We start from the raw sequence: 23,013 nt of genomic DNA, 5'->3' as shown, positions 1-23,013 counted from the left end.
AATTCCCGTTTCGTGAGCCTTTCGAGACCATCCGTCAACCTTCAGAGTGAAGAGGCCAGCTTTTGCAGCGCCTCATCGGCCACTCGCATCACCGTCCACTCGTCCATTGGGACGGCACCGAGTTTCTTGTAGAACCCGATGCTCGGCTCGTTCCAGTTGAGGACCCACCACTGGAACCTCGTGTAGCCCTTGGCCACGCACTCCTGGGCAAGTGTTTCCAGGAGCTTCTTGCCCAGGCCGTTGCCGCGTTGCTCCGGCGTGACGTAGAGGTCCTCGAGGTAGATGCCGTGCACGCCGTCCCACGTCGAGAAGTTGAGGAACCACAAGGCGATTCCGACGACCTCGCCGTCCACTTCGGCCACGTGGCCGAACAGCGCGGGGTTCTCGGTGAACAGCGCGGTGTGCAACTGTTCCGAGGTGAGGTGGCACTGCTCCGGCGCCCGTTCGTACAGGGCGAGCTCGTGCACCAGCTTCACGACCGCGTCGACGTCGCGCGGTTCCACCCGTCGGATCATCAGATCTCCCAAGCAGGCACGTTGAGCCTGCGCACCTGCGGGTCCCCCCGCTCGTCTCCCAGCTGGCAGATGCCGGCCGGGTCAAGTCCGAAGTGGACACCCTGGTCGGGCGCCAGTCCCAGCCACGCCGCGATCAGCACGCGGCTGAAGTGCCCGTGCCCCACCAGCACCACGTCGCCGCCGGGCAGGATCTTGCGCACCTCGCCGAGCACCTTGCGGGCCCGGTCCTGCACCTCCGCGTGCGTCTCGCCGCCCGGCATGGGATGCGTCCAGACCGTCCAGCCGGGAACGCGCTCGCGGATCTGCGGCGTGGTGATGCCCTCGTAGTCGCCGTAGTCCCACTCGGCGAGCTCCTCGGTCGTCGCGTTGACCTCGAGCCCTGCCAGCGCGGCCGTCCTGGTCGCCCGTTGCCGGGGACTCGTCAGCACGAGCGCCGGCGCCTGGTCCGTCCCCCTCAGCCGGGCGAGCACAGCGCCTGCCCGGCGTGCCTGCTGCTCGCCCTCGGGCGTCAGCTCGATGTCAGTGCGTCCCGTGTGCCTGCCGCTCTCGGACCACTCGGTCTGGCCGTGGCGCAGCAGGTAGAGGTGGGTGCTCACCTGTTCGATCCTAAGGAGTGACGGGCACCACGTTTGGAGGAGTCCACGAACGAGGTATCCCGGTCGCCATGACCGCCGAGCACCCCGACCACGGCGCCCCCGACGACGTAGACGCGCAGGAGATCCGCGAGGCCTTCGGTGTCCGCGTCGCGCGCATCCGGGCAGACCTGACCTCGACGTGGAACAAACTGCGTCAGGCCGAGCGCGACACCGAGACCAGAGAACGGTGACGCCTCTGCGACCTTGAGAGGGGCTCTGTCACTCCTGGGCGCCGTCCGTGCCCTGAATGCTCGCGTCGGTCGCCTTGAGACGCTGCGCCGGCCCCATCATCGTCCCCATTCACAGATGCTGGTCTGAACGGCGTAGTACTCCCGGCTGGTTGTCGTTTTGATTGGCGATTTCCGGCCAAAACGACGTGCTGTGCGCTGTGCGGCGTCGCTAGAACGGAGTGGATCGTCCTTTTGAGGGGGACCCACACATGCGTCGCTCAGTCGCGCTTTTGATACCAGTTCTGATAGCCGCGGTCGTACCGGCTCTGCCCGCGTCGGCCGCACCTTCCGATCCCGGCTGGACCGTCTCCGGTGACGTGATCCGGTGGACCGCTTCCACTCCGATGCCGTTGTCGGACGCGGGCGTGGAGTTCTGGGAGGGGGACCGGTTCCTCGGCCTCGCCAGGGAGTCCGCGGACCTGCGCACCTTCACGTTGTCGGCACCGCTGAAGAATCGCGACGCGCTCCAGGTGCGTTCGGCGGGCCGTCGGCTGGACGTGGCCGAGCCTTCCGCCGCCGGTCTGTCCGCACCTGCCGCGCTGCCCGCGTTGCTGCCGCAGGCGACGGTCGATCCCGGCACGCCGGGGCCGTACGCCACGACCACAGGGGAGTACACGCTCGACTCGGTCAAGCTGCCCGAGTACGCGGCGCCGATCGAGATGGACGGCGTCGTCGTCGCGCCGAAGGGTGCGCCGGGCAAGCGGCCGCTGGTGCTGTTCCTGCACGGCAGGCACTACACCTGCTACAGCGAGACGGGTCAGATCCAGATGACCTGGCCGTGCGCGTCCGGGTTCACGGCCGTGCCGAGTCACCGCGGTTACCTGAAGGCGCAGCAGCTGCTGGCCTCGCAGGGGTACGTGACGGTGTCGATCTCCGCGAACGGCATCAACGCCCAGGACGCGATGACCGCGGACTCCGGTGCGCAGGGACGTTCGTCGTTGGTGCGCCACCACCTGGCGAAGTGGGCCGACTGGTCCGCCGGTCGCGGCACGGTTCCCGACGCGGTGAAGGCCGCGCCGGCAGCCGACATGTCGAAGGTGCTGCTGGTGGGCCACTCCCGCGGTGGCGAGGGCGTCAACCGCGCCGCCACCGACAGCCTGACCCCGCCGCCGGGCGACACCGGGTTCAGCGGGCCGGTGCGCTGGCAGATCCGCGGTGACGTGCTGATCGGTCCCACGATCTTCGGCCACAACCCGGCGCCGGACGTGCCGTCGGTGACGTTCCTGCCCGGCTGCGACGGTGACGTCTCGGACCTGCAGGGCCAGATGTTCCTCGACCAGACGCGCGGCCTCAGCCGTGGCGCCGCCCTGCACAGCGCGCTGTACATGATCGGTGCGAACCACAACTTCTTCAACAGCGAATGGACTCCCGGCCAGGCGGTGGCGCCGGCGAACGACGACTTCTGGCCGGGCCAGACACCCGACGCCGTGTGCGCGCCGGGCACGCCGACCCGTCTGACCGCGGACCAGCAGCAGACGATGGGCGCCACCTACGTCGCGGCGTCGGCCCGCCTGTTCCTGGCCCGTGACGAGTCCGTGCTGCCGCTGCTCGACGGCTCGGGCGTCCGCGCCCCGTCCGCCGACCCGGCCCGCGTCCTCTCGCACGCCATCGGTGGTGACCGGAAGTCGTTCGTCGTGCCCGACGGCGCGACCGTCGCCTCCGGCAGCGCCAAGGTCTGCCAGCAGACGTCGCGGGATGCCGCCGTCGCGTGCGGCGGTTCGCGCTCCCCGCACTTCGTCGGCTTCCGCTTCGCAACGACGCAGCCGGAACGCCTGTCGGTGGCGCTGAAGTGGTCGGCCGCGGGCGAGACCGGCGTGGTGAAGCCGGCGTCACCCGTGTCGCTCAAGGGTTCCCGCAACCTGGCCCTGCGCCTGGCCGTCCCGCCGAACGCACCCGCCTCGGCGTTCGCCGTATCGGTGACCGACCAAACTGGACAGAAGCACGCGCTGGGTTCGGTCACGCTGACCGGCCTGCCCGCCACCGACCGCCTGAGCGCCCAGTGGGCCCAGGAGGTGCGCGTCCCGCTGCCCGCCGGCCTGGCCCACCTGGCCGCGCTGGAACTGACGCCGGAGTCCGCGTCCGGCGAGGCCTGGCTGATCGACGCCCACGGCTGGGACAAGGGCCTGGTCCCCGTGGTGCCAACGCGTCTGAGCCGCATCGACACCGCCTTCAAGTCGGTCGACGAGGGCAACTCCGGCACCAAGACCTACAACATCGAGGTGACGGCCACCGGCGGCGGCACGCGAGTTTTCCGGCTCTTCTACAACGGGCCGGACGACGCCCCCGCCACGAAACTCGTGACCCTGAAGCCGGGCGAGAACCGCACCGAGGTGCCCGTGACCGTCGCCGGCAACACCAGGTGGGGCCGCGACACCAGTCATCCCGTTGCGGTGCAGGCGATCTCCAACGCCGTGGTGGGCTCCGCGGTCGGCGGGCTGATGGTCCGCGACGACGACGCGCCGCCACAGCTGACGGTCACTCCGGTGGCTGACAGCGTGAAGGAGGGCAGCGAACTGAAGTGGAAGCTGACCCTGTCGGAGGCCGCCGACACGACGATCGGGATCCTCGGCTCGGTCGTGGCACCCGCGAGTGGCACGGAACTGTCCACAACGGACGTCGACCCGGAGTGGCTCCTCAACTTCTCCGGTGAGGAACCGCTGCCGTCGCGGCCGCTGTCGTCCACGGGGCTGAGGGTGTACGCGATCGTCCTGGCGGGGCAGACGTCCGCCGAGTTCTCGGTGCCGACCGTTGGCGACGCCGAGGCGGAGGGAGAGGAGTCGGTTCGGCTGAAGTTCGAGCCGTTCCCGCCTGGTGGTACCGGGTTCGAGTTGACCGGCAAGGTGACGGACCCCGCTTAGGTTTCAACCACGATGAACGGTGCCGTTTCCTGGTTCAGGGAGCGGCACCGTTCTGTATTCGCGTCATGATCGCCTGCGCCCGTTCGACGAGAGCCTTCGCGTCGTCGTGGCGACCTCGTTCGTCGAGCACGAGGCTGAGACTGTGGAGGTTGATCGCGACGTGAGGATGGTGGGGGCCGAACGCGTTTTCGAAGATGGTGAGCGCTCGCTCGAGCATGGTCAGGACCTGCGGGTGGTTGCCCGTTCCGCGAAGTGCGTTGCCGAGGTTGTTCAGAGTGATGGCGACGTGCGGGTGGTCAGGTCCGTAGCTCGCTTCGCGAATGGTGAGCGCTCGGGTGAGCATGCGACAGGCGTCGTCGTAGCGCCCCATGCTGCTGAGAATGCTGCCGAGGTCGGTCAGGTCAGCCGCAACGCGCCGGTGGTCAGGCCCGTAGAGGGCTTCGTCGATGGCCAAGGCCCTTCGCAGCAACGATTCGGCTTCGTCGAATCGGCGCAGGTCCCAAAGGACGCTACCGAGCCCGCTCAAGCCAATGGCGACCTGATGATGCGTGGGCCCGTGGGCCGCTTCGAAGATGCTGAGAGCTTGTTCGTACAACGGAAGCGCGTCAGCGGGACGGCGCAGGTCGCGAATGGCGTTGCCGAGGTCGTGCATGCTGGCGGCGACGCGGGGGTCGTCAGGGCCGTGGATCGCCGTGTCGAGGGTCAGCGCTCGCTCGAAAAGAGGCTTGGCATCACCAGGACGGCCTGTGGTCCGCAGGTACGAAGCCGCACGCGACAGCAGCCACGAGGCTTGTTTCGTCGGGTTGAGTTCCACGTCGTCGGTGGCGGCGAGGACGTGAGGAAGCAGCGCACGCCAGCGTGGCCAGTTCGTCGGGGCGTCCCAGATCTTGTGCGGCAGATCGGCGACGAGAAGCGAATGCACTGCGGCCTTCGCTTGCGGGATGTCCTGCGCTCGCAGTGACTGCTGGAGAAGCCGGTGGACGATGGTGACCTCTTTGCCGGTGCGTCGAACGAAGAACCGGTCGACCAGGGCGCCGACGGTCTCAGCCCAGGCCAGTTCGTCCCGTGCCGCGGTGGCGACGGACTCCGGGAGCTCGTCGGGATGGGTGGTGAACAGGTCGAGAGGTACCGGTTCGGGAGCCATCCACGCGAGCAGGTTCAGCAGGTGCAACGCCGAGGGGTGCTCTTCGGCGAGCGCGGCCAACGACATGTCCCACAGCGTGTTCAGTCGTTCCTGCCGGTCGACCGCCTTTCCGCGGCTGATCATTTCTGCTGCGCGTTCGCGGAACAGTGTCACGTAGTCGTCCACGGACAACCCGGTGACTTCCAGATAGGCAGAGGCTTGCTCGATCGCCAGAGGCAGGTCGCCCAGCAGCTCCGCGAGAGTCTCGTTTTGTTCGTCAGACGTGGTCAGCAGACGTCGTCGCAACAGCGTGACGCTCTCCGTGCGATCCAGGACGTCAACGGTCAGAACGGCTCCCAGTGCGCCAAATCCACCGCGCCGCGTCGTGATCATGACGTGCCCTGGCCCGGACGGAAGATGGCGCCGCAGCTCGGCTGGGTCTTCCGCGTTGTCGAACACGAGCAGCCACCGCGACCGGGTCCGCAACGCCGCGAGCACTTTGCCGACCGAGGACGGATCGACGTCGAGTCCGAGCTCGGCACCCAGGAGACAGAGGTGCTCCGGAATCAACGCCGGCTGCTCGGCCGGAATCCACCACACCACGTCGAAGTCGCCGGCGAACCGGTGGGCGTACTCGATCGCCAGCTGCGTCTTCCCGACACCGCCCATCCCGCGCAACGAATGCACAGCAACGGTGCTGCTGGACCGCATGGCCTCGCGCATCCGGTCCAGCGACTCGATCCGCCCGGTGAAGTTCGGGTTGCGCTGTGGCACGTTCCACACCGACGGCAGCGCACCGGGAAAGCTCGGAGCGGACCGTCCAGGAAAGCCAGGACGCGACGCCGGCTTCAGCCGGCCCGTCACCGCACCCTGAACGGCCCGAAGCAGACGGGCACGGGAAGCGCTCTCGTCGACCCCGAACAGGTCCGCCGAGACGATGGACCCGAGCAACCCCGGCCGCTCGCAGTCCTCGACCCGCAGCACCAGCAGCTTCCGGCTGGCTCCGCTGGGGTCGTCACGCCACGCGGCCTGCCATTCCGCCGCCCCGTAGACGGACTTCAGATAAGCGGCCGACAGCACCGCGATCGTGCGCTCGGAACCCTGCACGCCGCGGTGCATCAGGTCGATGAAGCTGGTGCCGGGCACGATGTCCCACTCCTGCACGAGCACCTGGTGACCCTCGGCTTCGAGTTCCCAGGCGATCCACTCGGCCCATGCTCTGTCGATGCCGGTGTAGGACACGAAGAAGTCCCATGAATCAGCCAACCGGAACCCACCCCTCAAGCATGTGCATCAGATCACATCGCACGTCACCCGAGCGGAGTTACCCCGAACGACGAACGGCGCCGCCCCCTGCCCAGGGGAGCGGCGCCGTTCAAGAAGTCCGAAGAAGGGCTCAGCCCTGCTTGGTCTCCCAGAAAATCTTGTCGATTTGTCCGGGAACATGCCCTGAGCTGCGCTAATGGGTCTCAGTGGGGGCTTGGGCCGTCTCCGGGCCGTCACTGTGGAGTTGGGCCAGGAACCCATCGATCACGCCCTTGGTCCGCGGGATGTTCTCGGGGATGAGGTGCGTGTACGTCGCAAGGGTGAACGCGGGGTCCGCGTGCCCGAGCAGTTCCGACACGATCTTGATCGACTCGCCGCCGTCGAGCAGGACCGAGGCGTACAGGTGGCGCAGGTCGTGCATGCCGTTCTCGTATCGACCTGCGGGCACCTCAGCCCCGATGAGCGCGGGCTTCCAGTAGTTCCGGTCGAAGTCGTTCGCCCGGATCGGGAGGCCCCTCATCGACGTCATGATCAGCTCGACTGTCACCAGGGGACCGTCTGGCGTTTCCCACGGCAGCGTGATCCGGACTGGCGGGAACTGCGCCATGTGCGCGTCGATCGAGCGCTCGACGTGGTCCGGCAGCGGAACAGTGCGAGTCTTCTTGTTCTTGGGCAACGCGAAGACGAGCGTGTTCCTCACGGTCTTGAGCTGCCGGACGATGTGCACCTCTCGCCCCTTGCGGTCGATGTCTTCCACCGCGACGCCGAAGCACTCACCCTGGCGCATGCCGAGCCCCGCACCGAGGTTCGTCCCGACTCGAAAGCGCTCGGGCAAGCCCCGTCGCACTGCCGAGACTCGCGAGGCCGGCCACGGCACGACCTTCTTCTTGGTCGGCTTCGGCTTCTTGACCGACTTGCCTTCACACGGGTTCTTGTCGATCACCTCGTCATCGACCGCAGCGTTCATGACCGCTGACAGGTTCATGAACAGTGTGTGCCGGTACTGGTCTGACAGCTTGTCCTTGCGGAGCTTGCTGTCCCACGACCTCAGAGCTGAGGCGTTGATCTCATCGAGCGGCGTCTCACCGAGATGCGGGAAGATGTGCTTCCCGAACCGCATCTCCAGGATCTCGCGCGAGGCTTCGTCCATGTCGTGATCGGCGATGTAGTCCGACGCGAACGGCTTCAGGAGAGGCATCCCCTTGGACTTCTTGGAAGCTTGCGGAGACTCGTAGATCCCAAGCGTGATCTTTGCTTCGGTTGTGTTGATCCACTCCTGAGCGGCCTTGTCCTGACCGTCCGCGAAGCTCTCGGAGATCTCGCCGCCGTCGGGCCCGATCACCCGAGCCCGGTAGCGCTTCCCGACTCCGCAACGCGAAGTTGGTTGCTGCACAGTCTTCTTGGGGTTGCTCGGATCCTTGACGGTGGTGAACCAGCGGTCCTGTACGTGGCCCATCACGCCACCTCCGCCGGTTGAGCCTGAAACCAGGCTCGAACCTCATCCGGGTCCCACCGGATGTGCTTACCGACTCGTCTTCCCTTGGGGCCGTACTTCTTGGTACGCCATCCGTAGACGGTGGCAACGGTGACCTGGAGGTAGTTGGCGACTTCTGCGATGTCCCAAAGCTGTTGGCTCATGCTGCTGATTCCCTTTCGTACTTGCGTAGGCGTTGCGCGCGGACTCGTTCGGCGATGCCGGCGGCGAGTTCGCGTTCGGCGTCGTTGTCGTAGCCGGACCCGGAGTACTGCCAGTCGTTGACGACGACCACGGCCGCGGGATCGAGTTCGAGGCGTTCGAACATTTCGAGCTTCCGGAACGTCCTGCGCTCTTCGCGGATGGAGCGGAAGGTGGTCGAGTAGTGCTTGGACTTGGTGAGGAAGTGGCCGCGGAACCCGAGCATGTGCGCCCACTTGCGGAGGTTCAGTTCCTCGAAGTCGGCCAGGCCGCCGAGGTCCCACGCGGTTTGCACCATCCGCCGGTGGTGCTCGGAGATCTGGAGGATGTCGATGTCCAGCTGCGAGCGGATCGGCCGGTCCGCCGTGTCCTTCGCGCCCGTGCCCTTGGTGGCGTACTTGGCGACGTAGCCCGCCAGCCGGGCCTCGCTGATCTCGCCAGACTCGTCTTCCACTTGGGAGTCGCGGATTCCCTTGGTGTCGACCTGTTCCCCCCACAGCAGGTGCAGCGCCGAGCCATCCGGCCGCGTGGTGTCGATCCGCACCGCCCGAGCAGCCGCCTTGATGCAGTCGCCGAGGAGTTCGGCCGTGGCCCACGCCGGAGTCGGGTCGTGAGGTCCATCGGGACCATCAACCCGAACGACAGCGTGGAAGTGGACGAGGCCACGCCGCTGGTATTCGGCGACCTTGGCGTAGGAGAGCCGGGCGTGGTGCTTGAACTCGGCGACCTTCAGGCCGGCCGCGCCAGCGAGCTTGCGGCGCAGGGCAATCGTGAACCGGTGCCACAGCTTGCCCGCGTGTGCCTGCCAGAGCACCGCGCCGGTGTAGTCGTAGGTCCCAGCGTCGACAGCACCGCCGATGCGGGGATCGTCGCCGTGGTGCCATTCGCCGCAGCCGGTGCAGGGCCGGACCTTGCCCGTTGTGGTGGTTGGTCGGTTGTGGACCGGGCCGAACGACGGGGCGGTGAGCGTGGCGAACACGCGCGGTTTCTCGGACACCGTCTCGGGAACGCCCTTGGAGCCACCGGCCAGCCCAGCATGCATCAGGTGGTAGGCGTCGGCCGCGTACCGGTCGGAGCAGGCCGGACAGACCGACTCCCGGCGGTTGCCACACGGGACCATGACGTCTCCGCCGATGTGCTCGATCAGCCCGCCGCAGAGGTCTTGGAGCTGGAAGGCGCCAGACAACCGGATGGGCGCGGCACAGCCGCCAATCGCGGTCACCCGGTCTCGCCATGCCCGGAAGTCGACCGCCTTGACTCGCGCGGTGATGCGGTCTTCCAGAGTGAGCACGGTGGCCCTCCTTTCGTTGCGGAAAAACAAAAAAGGCGGGGCATGACCGGTGTTCTGGTCATGCCCCGCGTGGTTGAGATGGGTCAGGCTGCGAGTTGCGCAGCGAGCCGCGCGGCGTACTCCTCGGGCACGTTGAGCGCGTCTTGGATGTCTTGAGCGGTAAGGGATCGACCCTCCGCGTGAACCTCGTTCGCCTTGGCGTCCAGCGCACCTTGCAGGTGGCCAGGGAGCCTCAGCGCGGTTCGTGTGGGTGCCGCCGGAGTGACTGCGCTCGGAGGGGTGGACGTCGGCGCAGGAACGACCTCAGCCGCCTTGGCACGGGCGGCGTTGCAGCGTGCCTGGATCACCGGCATGACTTCGGCGAGCAGGAACACCACGAGCGGGATCACGAGGTGCAGGAAAACCATCCCGGCGTTGATCTGCCCGTCCGGAGGCCGCAGCGACGACCACACATTGGTGATCAGCGTTGCGCCGAGCAGCACCCGCTTGAGCCACTTGACTGGCCGGTCATCGACCGCCAGGCCGTGAGCGAGCATCTGTGCTTCCCACCTCAGGAGCGTGATCAGGATTCCGGCGAACGCCGGTTCCACGAGCCACGCGCCCCACCACATCGGGTCAGACGGCCCGAGGTGCCCGGCGAGAAACGCTTGAACGCCGGTCGCGGTGAAGCCGAGCCCGCATGTCAGGAAGCACCACATGGAGCGCGTCACAGAGACCCGGAACCGGTCCGCCTGCACCGCCGCCAGCAACGGGTTCGCCGTGAGCTGGTGGATGTCCTGCGCCTCATCGAGCTGTGCCCGCAGACGCCGAACCGTTCGCGTCTCGCGCGGTTCATCGGACTCGGTTTCGTTGCTGTGATTGGACTTCTCGGACACCAGGCTACCTACTCCCCGTGCGCTGCCTTGAGGAGCAGGCACCCCAGCCACAGCAGTTCGACGGCGAGCACCAGGAGCCCGACGAAGCCGAAAAGCAGGTACATGCAGATCAGGCAGGTCACTACGGCGGTTGCCATGTGCGCGATGCGGACGAAGCCGCGGAGATTGATCGGGACAGCGAGTATGAGCTTCATCAGGCCACGTCCTTTGCGTTCCTGGCGGGGTAGTGGATGCGGCGCCGATCAGCACCGGTGAGGCCGCCGACGACGCCGGAGGCATTGGCCCGAAATCGGGGACTGGTGGCTTCCCATTCGAGTTGGTCTTGGCGGCACTCATCGATGACCGGGCAGGACGCGCACACCTTCTTCGCGGCGGCGATTCGGCCGGCGGTGTCGAACAGGCTCGGGTCGGAGCCCGCGCAGGCAGCATGCTCACGCCAGGCGGGCGGTCCGTCAGTCGGTCCGAACAGGACCCGCATCAACACCCGGTAGCCGAAAGCTTCAGCGTCGTTGTTCGTCACGCCGCCACCGCCAGCCGGGGAGCGGACTTCCGCGCGGCCTGGACGACCTGGGCGACTTCATCGAAGGTGACCTGTTCCGGCGTGCACACGGCCAGCCGGAAGGCCTTGGCGAGTACCGCCCCCGAGCCGGACTTGACCTTGCCGCCCAACTCGACCACCGAGGCCGACGCAGCGAGCCCGAGCGCGACTCCGGAAGCAGTGCGGCCGGTCGCCGCGACGGAGAGGGTTCCGGCAGCCTGGAGGGTCCAAGTCAGCTCGACCCCGTGCAGCGAGGCCGCCCAGACCAGCAGACAGGCCAACCGATCTGGTGCGGTGCCGGAGGTGAATTCGGCATGCACCGAGCCGGACGGCGTGGAGATGACCAAGCGGTCCGGCCGGGGCAGGCCGAGCGTGCGGATGTGGCCGCGGATCGAGCGGAGCAGACCGTCCAAGCGGCGAGGAGCGTTGTTTTCGGGCATGACAAGACCTCCACGATTAGTGGCGAAAAGTGTTGGGGTGAAGAAAAGTCAGGCGATCGAGCGAAGGGAACCGGTCTGGCCGTCGCGGACGAACTCCACGAGTTCGCGGATGTTCTCGTCTGTCGTGTACGCCGCGCGGACCCGGCGGGGAACGCGTGAGCGTTCGTCGGTGCGGTAGCCGATGCCGGCCGTTTCGGGAATCGCGGGAATCTGGTCGGCGATCGCACCTCGTTCGCGTGCGCCCTCACCCAGCACCATGTCCGGGTGTGTCGGTGATGTGGTGCGCAGGCAGATGCGGTTGGGGAACAGGTCCCGGATCGACAGCGTGTCCTTGTCGGGTTCCTGGATGTAGGCGTCTGCGACGTGCAGGGTTGCGCGGCCCATCGAGGTGCCCCGAGCTAGCAGGCCCGTGATCTGCCGGGCGTACTCGGGCCGGTAGGCGACCAGGGAGCCGATCTCGTCCACGATCAGCAGGTTGAGCGGGTACTCCCGCGACGGCTGGACCGACCGCAGCCCAGCCCGCTGCATCCGCTTCTGGGTGCGCTCCATGTCGTCCACCCACATCTCGATCAGCTCCAGGCAATCGCCCGCATCATCGGCGTAGCGGTTCTCCGTGATCGGCTTGATGGCCGCGAACTCCAGGTACTTCGGGTCGCACACCCACAGGCGGACGACGCCGTCCCGGATCAGCGGGGCCATCGAGCGCAGCTTGGCGAACGCCAGCGAGTTCTTGCCCGACCCGGTCCCGCCCGCCGTCAGGGTGTGCGTGCCCTGGACGGGTTCGGTCCAGTCGCCGCCGTACTCGTCCTCACCCAGCAGCACCGCCCGCAGGTCCACGTCCTCGGAGTGCTCAGGCATGTCCGGCGCAGGGATGATCTCCGTGAACGGTTCGTTCCGCTGGACGACGAGTGCCACGTAACCGGGCTTCACCAGCTCGATTGCGACGCGTTCAGCTTCCATCGCGTGCGCCAGCTCTTCTGCCTGGCGCGCGAAGTGCATTGGTGACTGGCCCTTGGCGAGCTTCACCAACACGGTGTCGATCGACGGCGAGTACGACCGGACCCGCACCACACGCGGGTAGTTCGTGATCTTCTTCCGGCGGTGCTCGGTAGTGAGCTTGTGTACGTCCATCAGGTCCCGCCAGCGTCCACCGACGTACGCCCCGAACCACCGCCGTTGCCAGGCTCGCAGCGTTGGGGCTGCCAAGGTGTCGAACGAGTCCGGGTGACCCCGGTACCAAAGCCCGGTCGCGCCAACTGCGCCGCCGAGGACGTAGCCCGTGACGGTCGGGCCAAGCGTGCAGGCACCGGCCGCGACAGCGGACGGGGCGAGCATCCATTCCGGGTTCCGGGCCAGCCATCGTGCCGCGCGGAACTCGGCGGCCACGACGCGCTTGCTTGCGTTCCACTTCCAACCCATTGCTTTGCTCCTAAGGGATGCGCGACGGCCGACCCTCGAACGTGTCGAAGATCGGCCGCCGCGTTGATCAGTGCGGATTCAGTTGTTGGGCAGTTGCCCGCGGGCGTAGGACGCCTCCGTGGTCAGCACGCTGACCGAGCGGACGAACCGGCGTCGCAGGTCCGTGAAGCCCTCACGGCGGACCGGGATGCCGTCCATTGCCGTGCGGAGTTGCTTCATCGCCTGGTCCAGGTTGGACACGGCGTTGTCGAGCTGGTGAGACATCGATCAGGCTCCCCACTCTTTGGCCTTCAAATTGATTTCGTGCCGCTTGGCTTGCTCCCGCAGCGCACTGAGGTCGTTCCGCGCGGTCCGCAGGTAGCCCTTGAGTTCGTCGGGTGTCGCGACCCGCCAGCCACCGGCCTTGCCGGGCTTCTCGCTCATCCGGTTGATGAGCTTTTCCAGCGGCACCAACAACTCCTCTACGAAGTCCATTGCGCCGACGAACGAGCCGTATCGCTGCTGGGCGCGGTCGTTCAACATCTCTTGGATCAACTGGCCAACCTCTCAGTCCTCAAGTCGCCCACGTAGATGAAGCGGTACAACGCTTGCTGCAACTCCAGGTGGTCGCGCCAGCTCTCGCCGACGCCCGGAAAGCCGTGCTTCGCAAGGACTTCGCCAACCTCATGGACGAGGCCGAACGTGAAGCGCGGGTCATCGCCGTCCGGATCAGCAAGTTCGATCGGGTACAAGCGCTCATCCATGCTGAAACTCCTTTCGGGAGGCACGGCAAACCCAGGAACGAAGGCGTACCTGGATTCACCGAATCTCTCGGAGCACACGAAATGCTCCGGATTTAGGCATGGTTCGACTCGCTATGTAATTCTCAAAGAACAAATGTGAGCGCCCTGGCCCGACTCGAAGCGGGCTACCGGCCTACCGGGCAGGGCTTGCGGGACTAAGCCGCGGGAGCGGACACGATGCGTGCCGCAGGGGTCAGGCCATCCGCCTTGAACCACAGGCCAGAGGCGGTGATCTTGCCGTCCTCCCCGCGCATCTCGTACGTGTTGATCACGGGGTTGATCAGCTCGACGTAGTCGCCTTCCTCGAACCCCGCGCCGGGGTCGCCGGGGAGGTTGACGCGGATCTCCTCGCCCTTCGTCTTGCGGCGGCCTTCAGTCGGGCGGGCCTTGGCGAACAGCACCACGACGAACTGCTCTTCGTTCGTGTTGCGGTCGACCACGGGAACGAGCTGGCCGCCGTCGAGTTCGCGCATCTTCACGCAGGGTGCTTCGGTGATCAGGAGCTTGTAGTGGGACAGGATCACGGGGATGTCGTTCAGAGCCATGTCGTACCTCCGGTGGTGAGCAACTGATACATACCAATGTAGAGCAGTATGGATCGGATGGCATAGTCCAATCGGGTGATCTGTAGCAGTGTGGGTCAGTGAAGTTAGGCTGATGCCGTGAGCGACCAGCCAGGACTTGCCGCGTACCAGCGGGTTGTCGAAGCGGTGAAGAAGGACATCCGGTCCGGAGCCCTGGAAGTGGGCGCCCGGCTACCCGGTCACCGCAAACTCGCCGAGCAACACGGCGTCGCGCTCGGGACCGCGCAGAAGGCTGTGCAGATCCTTGAGACCGAGGGCTGGGTGGTCTCGCAACCGGCCGTAGGCGTCTTCGTTCAAGAACCGCCGGCCGAGGATCGAAGCCCGGTCACGATCGAGACGGTCATTCGCCAGCTTGATCAATTGCAGGCGGCGGTCTTGCATCTGACTGAGCGTGTCGAGCAGCTCGAAGCCGCCGACGATCCTCGATCTGTTCCACCTTCTCAGTGACCCTCGTTATGGCGAACTGCAACTGACGCAGCCTGAGGCTGATGAATTCCAACTCATCCGGTGTTCCGTTCATGTAGACATAGAACGGCAGGTGAGGGGGTGCATTGCAGTGTGCTCAAGGGGGTGCATTGATGCACGGAAGGGGTGCACGGGAGGTGCACGGCGTGCAGACACGGTGATCATTTGACCGGAAACAGCGAACCGAACAAGCTCCTAGCTGCGGTGATGTCGGAAGCCGACATGAGCAACAAGGGGCTTGCCGCACGAGTACGAGAACTCGCCAATCGCGACGGTCAGACCGTTGCGGCCGACCACGTGTCTGTGCGTCGTTGGCTCGACGGCACGCGGCCGAAAGCGGCAACTCAGAACTACATCGCGCTTGCTCTGGGCGCCAAGCTCGGCCGGCGCGTCGACCTTGCGGAGATCGGCTTCAACGGCGGAATTCAGGCTGTCGGTCCAGATGCGACAGAGCACGGCGCGGAGTACCCGCCGAGCGCGGACGCAGCTGTTGACCTGATGAGCCAGCTCACCGCCGCTGATCTCGAAGACCAACCGGCATTGGTGCGTTCGCAGTGGGCGCACGAGGCCACGCCCGGCATCATCACGGGCTACATGTTCGGAGACTCCCTGCACGTGGCGGACGCGGACGAGCTCCGCCGAGGCGGGGGAGCGGCAGCATCCGCGATCCGCGCGACGGCCGCCAACCTGATGGATCTCGACTTCAAGTACGGCGGCGGACACGTCCGGAAGATGCTGCTCTTCTACTTCAAGACCGAGATCACGCCCCTTCTGCAGGGCGCGCACAGCGGGCCGGAACGGCGCGACCTGTTCAGCGCAGCTGCGGAAGTCGCGCAGCTACTCGGGTGGAGTGCATACGACGCCGGCCGCCACGGTGCAGCACAGCGGTACTTCGTCCAGGGACTACGGCTTGCCCGCGAAGCGCAGGACCACGTCCTAGGTGGACGGTTGTTGGCGAACCTCAGCCACCAGGCGAACTACCTCGGCCGCTTCAACGACGCCGTCCAGTTCGCGCGTGCGGCGCAGGGCTCGACCATCGCCAAAGCCACTCCGGCGGTCACCTCGATGTTCCTCGCGATGGAGGCGAGGGCGTTGGCGAGCAGCGGTCAGGCGCGCGAGTTCGCCCGCGTGATGCACGAGGCAGAGCGCTTCTTCAGCCAGCACGTCCCGGACGACGAACCGCCGTGGATCAGCTACTTCAACGCGGAAGAGCTTGCAGGCGAAGCCGCCCACGGATTCCGCGACCTCATGCAGCCGGAGAAGGCCCGTCTGTACGCGGCCCGAGCCATCGCACCGCACGACACCCCGCCGCGGACGCGCGCGTTCATCGGCATGGTCTCGGCCGCGGGTGCTCTCACGAACGGTGACCTTGAGGAAGCCGTGGACCTGGCGGTCGACGCGGTGGACCTGGCCGGCCCGCTGCAATCCAGCAGGTACGTCCGCTATCTCACCGACTTCCACGCGCAACTCGCGACGCTGCACGCGAAGGACCCCCGCACGCGGCTGTTCGTCGAGCGCGTGATGCGGCACTACCCGGAGATCGATCTCGGAACTGCGGTCCTGTTGACCAGGGTGGCTTAGAAGGGCCGCCACGGAGTTGTCGCACGGCCGGTCCGCATCGTTTCGATCCGCGTCGCGTACTCGGCGGCGATCTCTTCAGATTCGTCAACGTTCTGCATGATCCACGTGGTCATCTTGATCTCATGCGTGGACTGCAAGACGCGGAATCCGTTCCACCTGGTGACGTCGTGCCCGTAGGCCTCGCAGAACTCGCGGTACTCGTCCGCGGTCCACCAGCCGGCCGACAGGTACTCGGTCGCCGTCATGGCCAAGTCCCACTCAGGCTGACCCTTGGAGAAGCGCTCGAAGTCGATGAGCAGCGCGGCGCCGTCGCTGACCATCAGGTTCTGGACGTGTGCGTCCCCGTGCGTCGACGTGGGTTCCATCTGGAACTTGAGACCGCTGATCTCGTCTCGAAGCTCCGCGACCCTGTCCAACAGGAAGCGCTTGTCAGCGTCCGGCACATCAGAAGACTCGATGCGCGACTCGACGTGCACGAAGATGTCTTGGGCGGGCAGCTCGAACGTCGTCGGGGGCGACGTCTGGTGCAGCCTCAGCAGCAATCGACCCAGGTCGCCGACGTCCCCGCGGTTGCCGTTGCGTCCGTCGATGTAGCGCCAGAACGTCACCGGGTAGCCCGAAATCAAGATCGGCTGGTCGACCGCGTGCAGCCGGGCAGCAGGTACGCCGCTCTCCTCCAGCCAGGTCGAAACCGCCACCTCCTTGACCGCGTCGTCCCAACGATCGGCACTTCGCGCGATGCGGACGACGACCCCTGAACGGGGGAGGTGGAACAGGGCGTTTTCGCCCAGGCGCATCAAGCGTGCGTCGGTCGAGGCGATTCCGATGTGGGCGGACGCCTCCTTGAGGACCGCTGAAGCAAGGTGCGAGCTGAAAGGCCCGTCCGGGACGTCCGCTTCAACCACGTTGTTCACCTTGCTCACGCTAGAGGTTCGGTATTTGGGCTGCCGGGCTCAAGGTGCCCGGTCGGGGTAGAGCTGAACCGGTGTCTACCCGAGTGCAGCTCAGGATCAGGATGCGGCCGGCCTGTCGTCCGTCGCTTCCTTGATGCCTGCCACGTACTCCTCCACGAGCAGTTGACTGAGGAGCCGACTCGAATCCGTGTGGCTCAACGCGACGTCGTCCAGCGCGGCCAGGAGCGCTTGGCATTGAGAGGTTGCGCCGTCGTCTTGGATGAAGACTCTTGCGTATTCGCAGTCGACCACGACGGTGGTCGGCAGCTTCTCGCGTTCGTAGAGCGTGAAATCTGTTGAGGACGACAGATTCTCTCCGGACGGAATGATGCGAAGGAACCGCGACATGCGCCTTAGGAGTTCGAGCTGATCCATTCGCTCGCGGGCATTCTTGAACTGCGTGTTCAGTGCGGTCTCTGCCATGTAGAACAGGAGTGATGGGCGAGCGTCGGACCGCAACACGCGCTGACGTTCCCGTTGGGAATGGATGGCAGCCTGAACCTGGTTCGGAGATGCCCCGCGTCGCTGGAGAAGATTCTCGGTGTACTCGATCGTTCGCAGCAGGTCCGGGATGGCTGTCCTGCCGTACCCAGTGATAGCGGCTGCCATGCGTTCAGCAAACGCAACGGTGCTGAAGTTGGCTGCTGTCTGAGCGAAGTAGGTTTGGAAAGCATGCGCGTAGTTGTTACTGAAATCGGTGATCCAGCCCCGATCCTTGCCGCACGCGGTCAGGTACTGCGCCAAGTCAACCTCGGTCGGCCTCACCTTCCCGCGCTCGATGTTGGACACCTTGCTTGGGTCCCAGTCGAGCTGTTCGGCGAACGCACTTCCTTTGGCGAACTCCTTGCGAAGAGTCCTTAGCGCGTCGCCCAGTTCGCAACTCCGAGGCGTGATTGGAGCCTGTTCCATCGTTGTTACTTTTCCGTTCGTGTGGTCGAGCGCGGCGTCTTTGGTCGAGGCTTCCTGCTGGGTGACCGGCGAGGCGTACGCGACTGAAGGGTGCTGGCAGCTTCAGCAATTTCCTGCACTGATTGTGCGGGGGACAGCGCGCACTGCTGTAAAGCCTTGAATCCGCAATGAATTAGTTGGCAGGTAGCAGGATCTTCGATGTACTGGCCGTGCTCTGCGCTCTCCAGATACACCACGTCATCGTGTTGTGTGTGAGGAAAGGTCAGATGGCAATAGGAACTCTCGGCGCGAGCGCCTAGGCAGGCCTCGTCGTCTAAGACTTGAACCGTGAAGTCTTCGAGTTCCGACAGGTGTACCAGCTGGACAAGTGCAGCGCTGGTGACCGCCTCATTAGCGACCACTCGATGAAGCGCGCGTCTGGTGAGCACGATGCTAACAGTCGGACTGGAGGATGCGTCGGTCGAGAAGTTCTTGATCCAGGTTGAGTGTAGTTCGGCCAGGAGAATTGGATCGTCATCCTCAAGCGCCGGGAAGGCCGGTCCGGCTGCTTTCCTGTACTCAGGGGTCTGAAATAGACGGGGAATCGTATCTGCGCCAAAGGCGCAGACAGCTGTGGCGTCTAGGGCCGCCTCGTCCATGTCTCTGGTGGCGTTCAGGTCAAGCGGAGATTTCTTTGCTCTTGCTTGGGTACGTGCTTCCGCTGCGAACTCTGCACGCCTTACTTCACGCTTCCAGACCTCGTTCGGGATGCCGTAAACGCGTCCAAGAATCATCGTGTTCAGCGGATCGAAGGGTCTCAAAGCGTTCTCGGCCATGCTGAGGAGGGCGATCGAGAATCCTGCTTTCTCGCAGGCCTCCGTCAGCGACATTCCGGTGTTATCGCGCCAACGCCACAGGACTCGACCGAGCGACCGTTCGGCCATTGTCGGCCGGATGTACATCGTCACTTTCGCCTCGGCTTGTCCGAGATGACTGCGCCCGGCTCCAAGGCGATGCAGTCAAGGTGCGTACTGAGGTTCTTTCGCTGGTCATGCTCGACCGTCTTTCCGGAGAAACCTCGACGTTCCGCCCGGCGAGCGAGAAGTTCGCCTAGCGCTACGAGGATCTGGCCGAACTCGTGTTCTCGTTCCGGTGACAGAGTCTCCATGACGATGTCGAAGGCAACGCCGGGCATCAGATCGGCGATCTTTCGGATATTCGCGACCAGGTCGACGTCCTCGGGTGACAACACCTTTGAGCACTCCTCGATCTGGGCAGCTGTTGGTGGCGCCTGGGACCGGGGGGAGACAGCTCAGACAGTCGGGGGACGGAGCGGCTCTAATCCCAGGCGCCAGCGGCGACGCTAGATCGACTGCGGGGCACCAACCCGAGCCGTCAGCTAGGCCTGACTAGGAGCGCTGCTGCTCAGAGGGGTGCGCCGACGCGAGTAGCCAGTCGCGCCGCTTCGGTCGCGACTGACCTCCGAGCCCGCTGGACGAGGGTCTCCAACACCTTGTGGGCGGCCGGCCGATACTTCAGGTCCTCAGGCGCTTCGCGTTCGGTGGCGGACAGCATGACCAGCGCACTGCCGTAGTCACGCCGTTGCACTTGACCCTTGGCCTGGTCCAGGAGGAACGCCACGCGCCGCTCGATCGAGGGGGAGCGGTCATGGTCGATCTGTTCGGCCAGGCGCAGCCCGTCAGCAGCAGCGCCAGCCTCGACCTCAACGCTGACGGCGTGCATTGCCACGTTCGTAGGACCGAACACCGTCCAGAGTGTGTTGCGTTCGCCGGTCCGTTTGGCCAACGGCTCGACCGCGCGCACCCGCTCCCTGGCTCGCCAGACATCACCACGACGTGCAGCAGCGATAGACCCGACGAGGAGGAGCGCACCACGGAGCGCCACAGCGTCCAGGTCGTCTTCGAACCGTGGATCGAGCGCCTCTGCTCCGTGCATCGCGACGTCCTCTGCTCCCTCAGCTTCGCCATCGGCAAGCAGGACCTGAGCGAGGTTCCATTGCGCCATCGCCAACCTCAGCGGATCGTCCGCATTCTCCCCAGCCCGGATTGCCCGGTCCGCCGCAAGCATCGCGACGTCGACCCTGCCGAGCCTTTTGGCGACGCTCCGCGCCAAGGCGTAGAGATCAGCAGCGCAGCGCTGAACTTCTCGGCGTTCAGCCGCGGAGAGATTCCCGCCGCCACGCAACGCCTGCTCAGCCTCGACCACGAGCGCGGGGAGTTCCAGCGTGAGCTGGCTGTATCGCGTTGCCGACGTCTGCCAGGTCTCCCAAGCGCTCAAGATGTTGCAGCGCAACGCTTTTGCGTCAAAATTCGCGCCGCCATCGGAGACCAGCGGCCTAGTGAATGCCCTGTACAGGGCATCGCCCGCGGAACCAGACCGAGCCGGAGTCTCACGCTTCACGGTGGAGCTCAACAGTTCGTCGGCCGACACGTTCAGCACGTCGGCCAGCTGCTTCAACACCGTCACTGTGGGGAGCTTGAGCCCGCGTTCGATCTGGTAGAGGTAGTCGGGCGTGATGCCGGCCAGCCCAGCAATCACGGTCTTCGACTTGCGTGAGGCAAGGCAATGCAGGCGCACGCGTTCGCCGATCGTGGCTGCGAGCTGCTCGTCCATCTCCACCCCTGCGAAGCGTTGACCTGCACTGATCCTAAGCCCCAGCGCGAGACCCCGACCGAGTGACAGACTCGAAGCATGATCAGGCCGAACGAGCTGCGACGGCTCGTGCTCTGGGACATCGACCACACGTTGCTTCAGTCTCGTGGCATGGGGCGCGAGATGTACGAGCGCGCGGTTCCGGCAGCGTTCGGCCGGCCCTTCCAACAGCTTGCCGACGTGAGCGGCAGGACCGAGCTGGACATCATCGCCGAGACGGTGAAGCTCCACGGCATCGAACCAACCGACACGACAACGGGCAAGCTCGTGAGCGCGCTCATCGACAGCTACGAGGCCGGCCGGGATGAATTCGCGTCGCGAGCCCGAGTCCTGCCGGGAGCGCGAGAGGCTCTGGCGGCGCTGGAGGCTGAACCGACCGTCCACCAAGGCGTGTTGACCGGAAACCTCCGTGCCGTCGCGCGAATCAAGCTGGTCGCGCTCGGACTGGAACAGTTCCTCGATCTGGAGACGAGTTCATACGGCGACGACCACGCCGACCGGGCGGAACTGGTGACGATCGCCCGAGAGCGCGCGGCCCAACAGCTCGACACCCAGTTCGGCCCTGACGACACGGTGCTCATCGGCGACACCCCGCGGGATGTGAGCGCTGCCCTGACCGCAGGCGTGCAGATCATCGCCGTGGCCAGCGGGCGAAGCAGTGTCGAGGATCTGCGGGACGCCGGAGCCGTCGAGGTGCTCGCAGACCTGACAGACACGGCAGAGTTGGTGCGGCTGATCAAGGGCTAGCTGTACTGCCTCGCGATGTGCCTGAGTGTTTAGGCGCTCAAGATCAACGGCTTGACCTGGCGCTGTTGCTTGAGGGAGTCAATTACCGTGCGGTGGTACGGGCTACGGTCCTGTATCCATCGTTCAATCGACCTGTTGTGCGGTGCGCATGGCGGATCTGCGTAGCCTAGAACCGTTAGAGCTATATCCACCGCGCGACCACTCGTGACCGCGTTGAACTTGCAGCACTCGGCGCCGGTGTAGAAGCCTGCTGGATGTTCCTGGGCAGGCTCTGACTCGGTGTAAGGGTGGGCGGCTTGGTCGCGTAGATCAAAGAGCCAAGATAATTCATGCTGTAGGCGTGAATGCTCACTGTCCGCGATTCTGAATGCCAGCTTAAAGGCGCTGCTCAACGCAATGTGCCGCTTGTTGGGCTTCTCTGTAGGGGCAGGTAGCAGGTACTTGATGTCGCCGAAGAAGGCTTCCACGGTGTAAGCCGACGAGGTCACGGCGACAAGAGACGCGCGGAACTCGCGCAGGATCGCGTCTGACTCAGCTCTTGCAAGTAGTTCAGGGAATGCGGCACGGGCGATGAGTTCGTGCTCAACCGCTACTTCGATCCACCGCGCCCACATGATCTGATGCATCGCAACATGAGTCCCGGGAAGTCGTTTCCCGCGACGAATATCTTCTTCCCTATGCGCGGCTCGGTACTGAGCAAAGGCCTGCTTGATGTCCCTCTTCTCTTTGTCGGTGGTGGCTGCGGCCAGTGCCGCTTCGTGAGCCTCGTTGGCGTCCTTGAACGCCTCTTGTCTAGTGACCCACTCGCGCCGCTCACGCTCCTTGGCACTCTCCTGATAGGGCATCGCTCGACTATCTCATGCCAAGAGTTTGAAGCGCATGCCTGTTTTGGCGACCGCCCGGAGCTGCCGTGTTCAGAGTTTCTTTTCTTCATCAAGGCGGCCCCTGCGGGGCCGCTGGCCACTCGTGCTTCAGCCGTCGCGGAGTCTCACCCCTCGGGCGGTGTTGTCCGACGCCTCCAAGCGGGCCTGGCGGCCCGCGTCGGCGTCGGCGAGGCAACCGAGGGATGTCCGCGACGGCAGAGGCCATGCCCACCGACTCCACAGGGACCGCGAAGGCCGAGAACAGGCATCACGAACCGTTCATGATCGCGACACGCTGGCAGCGCAACCAGCTTTCGTCGAGTTTCGCTGTGGATAACCACGCGTCGTAGGTTGTGGACAACTCAGAACTACGTAGGCGAAGTTCCAGGTGGCGACAGCTCAAGTTGTCCGCAGAACCCAACATGTCGTATCCGCAAGCTGCGGATCACCCTAGATCTTGTGTGAACATATGTTCGTGTCGAGTTGCATCCGCTCCGTAGACGGTCCACACTCCTCCTCAGTAGACAGACAAGCGTGCGCCATCGTGCGCAAGGAGTGAGGTGTTGACCTCATGGGCTGAGGCTGGGAGTCGCTCAAACGCGGCAGAGCGGT

The 23,013-nt window shown here is 65.3% G+C and carries 26 protein-coding genes; 5 read left to right on the top strand and 21 right to left on the bottom strand.

All coding sequences use genetic code 11. The features are described from left to right. Positions 1-41 precede the first annotated feature (41 nt). Positions 42-515, bottom strand: a complete 474-nt coding sequence (locus tag ACFOWZ_RS09185; RefSeq protein ID WP_382371096.1) for a GNAT family N-acetyltransferase — start codon at positions 513-515, stop codon at positions 42-44. Beyond that, entirely contained in the window at positions 515-1,111 is a 597-nt protein-coding gene (locus tag ACFOWZ_RS09180) for a histidine phosphatase family protein (RefSeq protein WP_382371094.1), read from the bottom strand. Before ACFOWZ_RS09180 ends, ACFOWZ_RS09185 begins: the two co-directional genes overlap by 1 nt. Positions 1,112-1,179: 68 nt before the next feature. Here ACFOWZ_RS09180 and ACFOWZ_RS09175 point away from each other — a divergent pair, with 68 nt between their 5' ends. Continuing rightward, positions 1,180-1,341 carry a hypothetical protein gene (locus tag ACFOWZ_RS09175; protein WP_156094199.1) on the top strand — a complete coding sequence of 54 codons (162 nt, stop codon included), beginning with the start codon at positions 1,180-1,182 and terminating at the stop codon, positions 1,339-1,341. 248 nt (positions 1,342-1,589) lie between these two features. Then, complete coding sequence (locus tag ACFOWZ_RS09170; protein ID WP_382371092.1) at positions 1,590-4,238, top strand: alpha/beta hydrolase family protein; 2,649 nt, start codon at positions 1,590-1,592, stop codon at positions 4,236-4,238. 34 nt (positions 4,239-4,272) lie between these two features. On the opposite strand, the gene fxsT is transcribed toward ACFOWZ_RS09170, so the two are convergent. From fxsT to ACFOWZ_RS09105, 13 genes are all read right to left on the bottom strand, one after another. Then, positions 4,273-6,627 carry an FxSxx-COOH system tetratricopeptide repeat protein gene (gene fxsT / locus ACFOWZ_RS09165; protein ID WP_382371090.1) on the bottom strand — a complete coding sequence of 785 codons (2,355 nt, stop codon included), beginning with the start codon at positions 6,625-6,627 and terminating at the stop codon, positions 4,273-4,275. 193 nt (positions 6,628-6,820) lie between these two features. Then, a complete protein-coding gene (locus ACFOWZ_RS09160; RefSeq protein ID WP_382371088.1) occupies positions 6,821-8,083 on the bottom strand; it encodes a tyrosine-type recombinase/integrase in 1,263 nt (420 codons plus the stop codon). After that, the gene (locus ACFOWZ_RS09155; RefSeq protein ID WP_319968535.1) at positions 8,083-8,265 is read right to left on the bottom strand and encodes a helix-turn-helix transcriptional regulator; all 183 of its coding nucleotides are present in this window, start codon (positions 8,263-8,265) and stop codon (positions 8,083-8,085) included. Before ACFOWZ_RS09155 ends, ACFOWZ_RS09160 begins: the two co-directional genes overlap by 1 nt. Then, entirely contained in the window at positions 8,262-9,593 is a 1,332-nt protein-coding gene (locus ACFOWZ_RS09150; protein WP_382371085.1) for a replication initiator, read from the bottom strand. Before ACFOWZ_RS09150 ends, ACFOWZ_RS09155 begins: the two co-directional genes overlap by 4 nt. Before the next feature lie 83 nt (positions 9,594-9,676). After that, on the bottom strand, positions 9,677-10,342 hold the full coding sequence (locus ACFOWZ_RS09145) for a hypothetical protein (RefSeq protein ID WP_382371083.1): 666 nt from the start codon (positions 10,340-10,342) through the stop codon (positions 9,677-9,679). Between the two features lie 134 nt (positions 10,343-10,476). Continuing rightward, positions 10,477-10,662, bottom strand: a complete 186-nt coding sequence (locus tag ACFOWZ_RS09140) for a hypothetical protein (protein WP_382371081.1) — start codon at positions 10,660-10,662, stop codon at positions 10,477-10,479. Beyond that, a complete protein-coding gene (locus ACFOWZ_RS09135) occupies positions 10,662-10,988 on the bottom strand; it encodes a WhiB family transcriptional regulator (protein ID WP_382371079.1) in 327 nt (108 codons plus the stop codon). The genes ACFOWZ_RS09140 and ACFOWZ_RS09135 overlap by 1 nt, the downstream gene beginning before the upstream one ends. Further along, positions 10,985-11,446, bottom strand: coding sequence for a hypothetical protein (locus ACFOWZ_RS09130; RefSeq protein WP_382371077.1), 462 nt, complete (start codon positions 11,444-11,446; stop codon positions 10,985-10,987). The genes ACFOWZ_RS09135 and ACFOWZ_RS09130 overlap by 4 nt, the downstream gene beginning before the upstream one ends. A 48-nt stretch (positions 11,447-11,494) precedes the next feature. Then, complete coding sequence (locus ACFOWZ_RS09125; protein WP_382371075.1) at positions 11,495-12,865, bottom strand: FtsK/SpoIIIE domain-containing protein; 1,371 nt, start codon at positions 12,863-12,865, stop codon at positions 11,495-11,497. 78 nt (positions 12,866-12,943) lie between these two features. Continuing rightward, positions 12,944-13,129 carry a hypothetical protein gene (locus tag ACFOWZ_RS09120; protein ID WP_253322590.1) on the bottom strand — a complete coding sequence of 62 codons (186 nt, stop codon included), beginning with the start codon at positions 13,127-13,129 and terminating at the stop codon, positions 12,944-12,946. 3 nt (positions 13,130-13,132) lie between these two features. Then, positions 13,133-13,399, bottom strand: a complete 267-nt coding sequence (locus ACFOWZ_RS09115) for a hypothetical protein (RefSeq protein ID WP_382371073.1) — start codon at positions 13,397-13,399, stop codon at positions 13,133-13,135. Continuing rightward, entirely contained in the window at positions 13,396-13,608 is a 213-nt protein-coding gene (locus tag ACFOWZ_RS09110; RefSeq protein WP_382371071.1) for a hypothetical protein, read from the bottom strand. Before ACFOWZ_RS09110 ends, ACFOWZ_RS09115 begins: the two co-directional genes overlap by 4 nt. Positions 13,609-13,802: 194 nt before the next feature. Further along, a complete protein-coding gene (locus ACFOWZ_RS09105; protein WP_253322593.1) occupies positions 13,803-14,192 on the bottom strand; it encodes a hypothetical protein in 390 nt (129 codons plus the stop codon). A gap of 117 nt (positions 14,193-14,309) precedes the next feature. Between ACFOWZ_RS09105 and ACFOWZ_RS09100 the strand changes: the two genes are divergently transcribed. After that, on the top strand, positions 14,310-14,678 hold the full coding sequence (locus ACFOWZ_RS09100) for a GntR family transcriptional regulator (protein ID WP_253322594.1): 369 nt from the start codon (positions 14,310-14,312) through the stop codon (positions 14,676-14,678). A gap of 225 nt (positions 14,679-14,903) precedes the next feature. After that, a complete protein-coding gene (locus ACFOWZ_RS09095) occupies positions 14,904-16,277 on the top strand; it encodes a hypothetical protein (RefSeq protein WP_382371068.1) in 1,374 nt (457 codons plus the stop codon). On the opposite strand, the gene ACFOWZ_RS09090 is transcribed toward ACFOWZ_RS09095, so the two are convergent. The 5 genes from ACFOWZ_RS09090 to ACFOWZ_RS09070 all read right to left on the bottom strand — a co-directional run bounded on the left by ACFOWZ_RS09090 (position 16,274) and on the right by ACFOWZ_RS09070 (position 20,752). Further along, positions 16,274-17,191, bottom strand: a complete 918-nt coding sequence (locus ACFOWZ_RS09090) for a phosphotransferase family protein (protein WP_382371066.1) — start codon at positions 17,189-17,191, stop codon at positions 16,274-16,276. The two genes, ACFOWZ_RS09095 and ACFOWZ_RS09090, sit on opposite strands and share 4 nt — an antisense overlap. Positions 17,192-17,287: 96 nt before the next feature. Further along, complete coding sequence (locus tag ACFOWZ_RS09085) at positions 17,288-18,139, bottom strand: helix-turn-helix domain-containing protein (protein WP_382371064.1); 852 nt, start codon at positions 18,137-18,139, stop codon at positions 17,288-17,290. Positions 18,140-18,144: 5 nt separating this feature from the next. Beyond that, positions 18,145-19,080 carry a Scr1 family TA system antitoxin-like transcriptional regulator gene (locus ACFOWZ_RS09080; RefSeq protein WP_382372616.1) on the bottom strand — a complete coding sequence of 312 codons (936 nt, stop codon included), beginning with the start codon at positions 19,078-19,080 and terminating at the stop codon, positions 18,145-18,147. A gap of 2 nt (positions 19,081-19,082) precedes the next feature. Continuing rightward, on the bottom strand, positions 19,083-19,370 hold the full coding sequence (locus tag ACFOWZ_RS09075; protein ID WP_382371062.1) for a hypothetical protein: 288 nt from the start codon (positions 19,368-19,370) through the stop codon (positions 19,083-19,085). 173 nt (positions 19,371-19,543) lie between these two features. Then, positions 19,544-20,752: a helix-turn-helix domain-containing protein gene (locus tag ACFOWZ_RS09070; protein WP_382371060.1), complete on the bottom strand. Its 1,209-nt coding sequence runs from the start codon at positions 20,750-20,752 to the stop codon at positions 19,544-19,546. A 78-nt stretch (positions 20,753-20,830) separates the two neighbouring features. On the opposite strand from ACFOWZ_RS09070, the gene ACFOWZ_RS09065 reads away from it, so the two are divergent. Further along, a complete protein-coding gene (locus ACFOWZ_RS09065) occupies positions 20,831-21,538 on the top strand; it encodes an HAD family hydrolase (protein ID WP_382371058.1) in 708 nt (235 codons plus the stop codon). 29 nt (positions 21,539-21,567) lie between these two features. Here ACFOWZ_RS09065 and ACFOWZ_RS09060 read toward each other — a convergent pair whose 3' ends face one another. After that, entirely contained in the window at positions 21,568-22,383 is an 816-nt protein-coding gene (locus ACFOWZ_RS09060) for a hypothetical protein (protein WP_382371056.1), read from the bottom strand. Positions 22,384-23,013: the final 630 nt, after the last annotated feature.

The sequence above is a fragment of the Lentzea rhizosphaerae genome, from assembly GCF_042649515.1.
Taxonomy (GTDB): domain Bacteria; phylum Actinomycetota; class Actinomycetes; order Mycobacteriales; family Pseudonocardiaceae; genus Lentzea; species Lentzea aerocolonigenes.
This window is presented reverse-complemented; position numbering and strand designations above follow the sequence as displayed.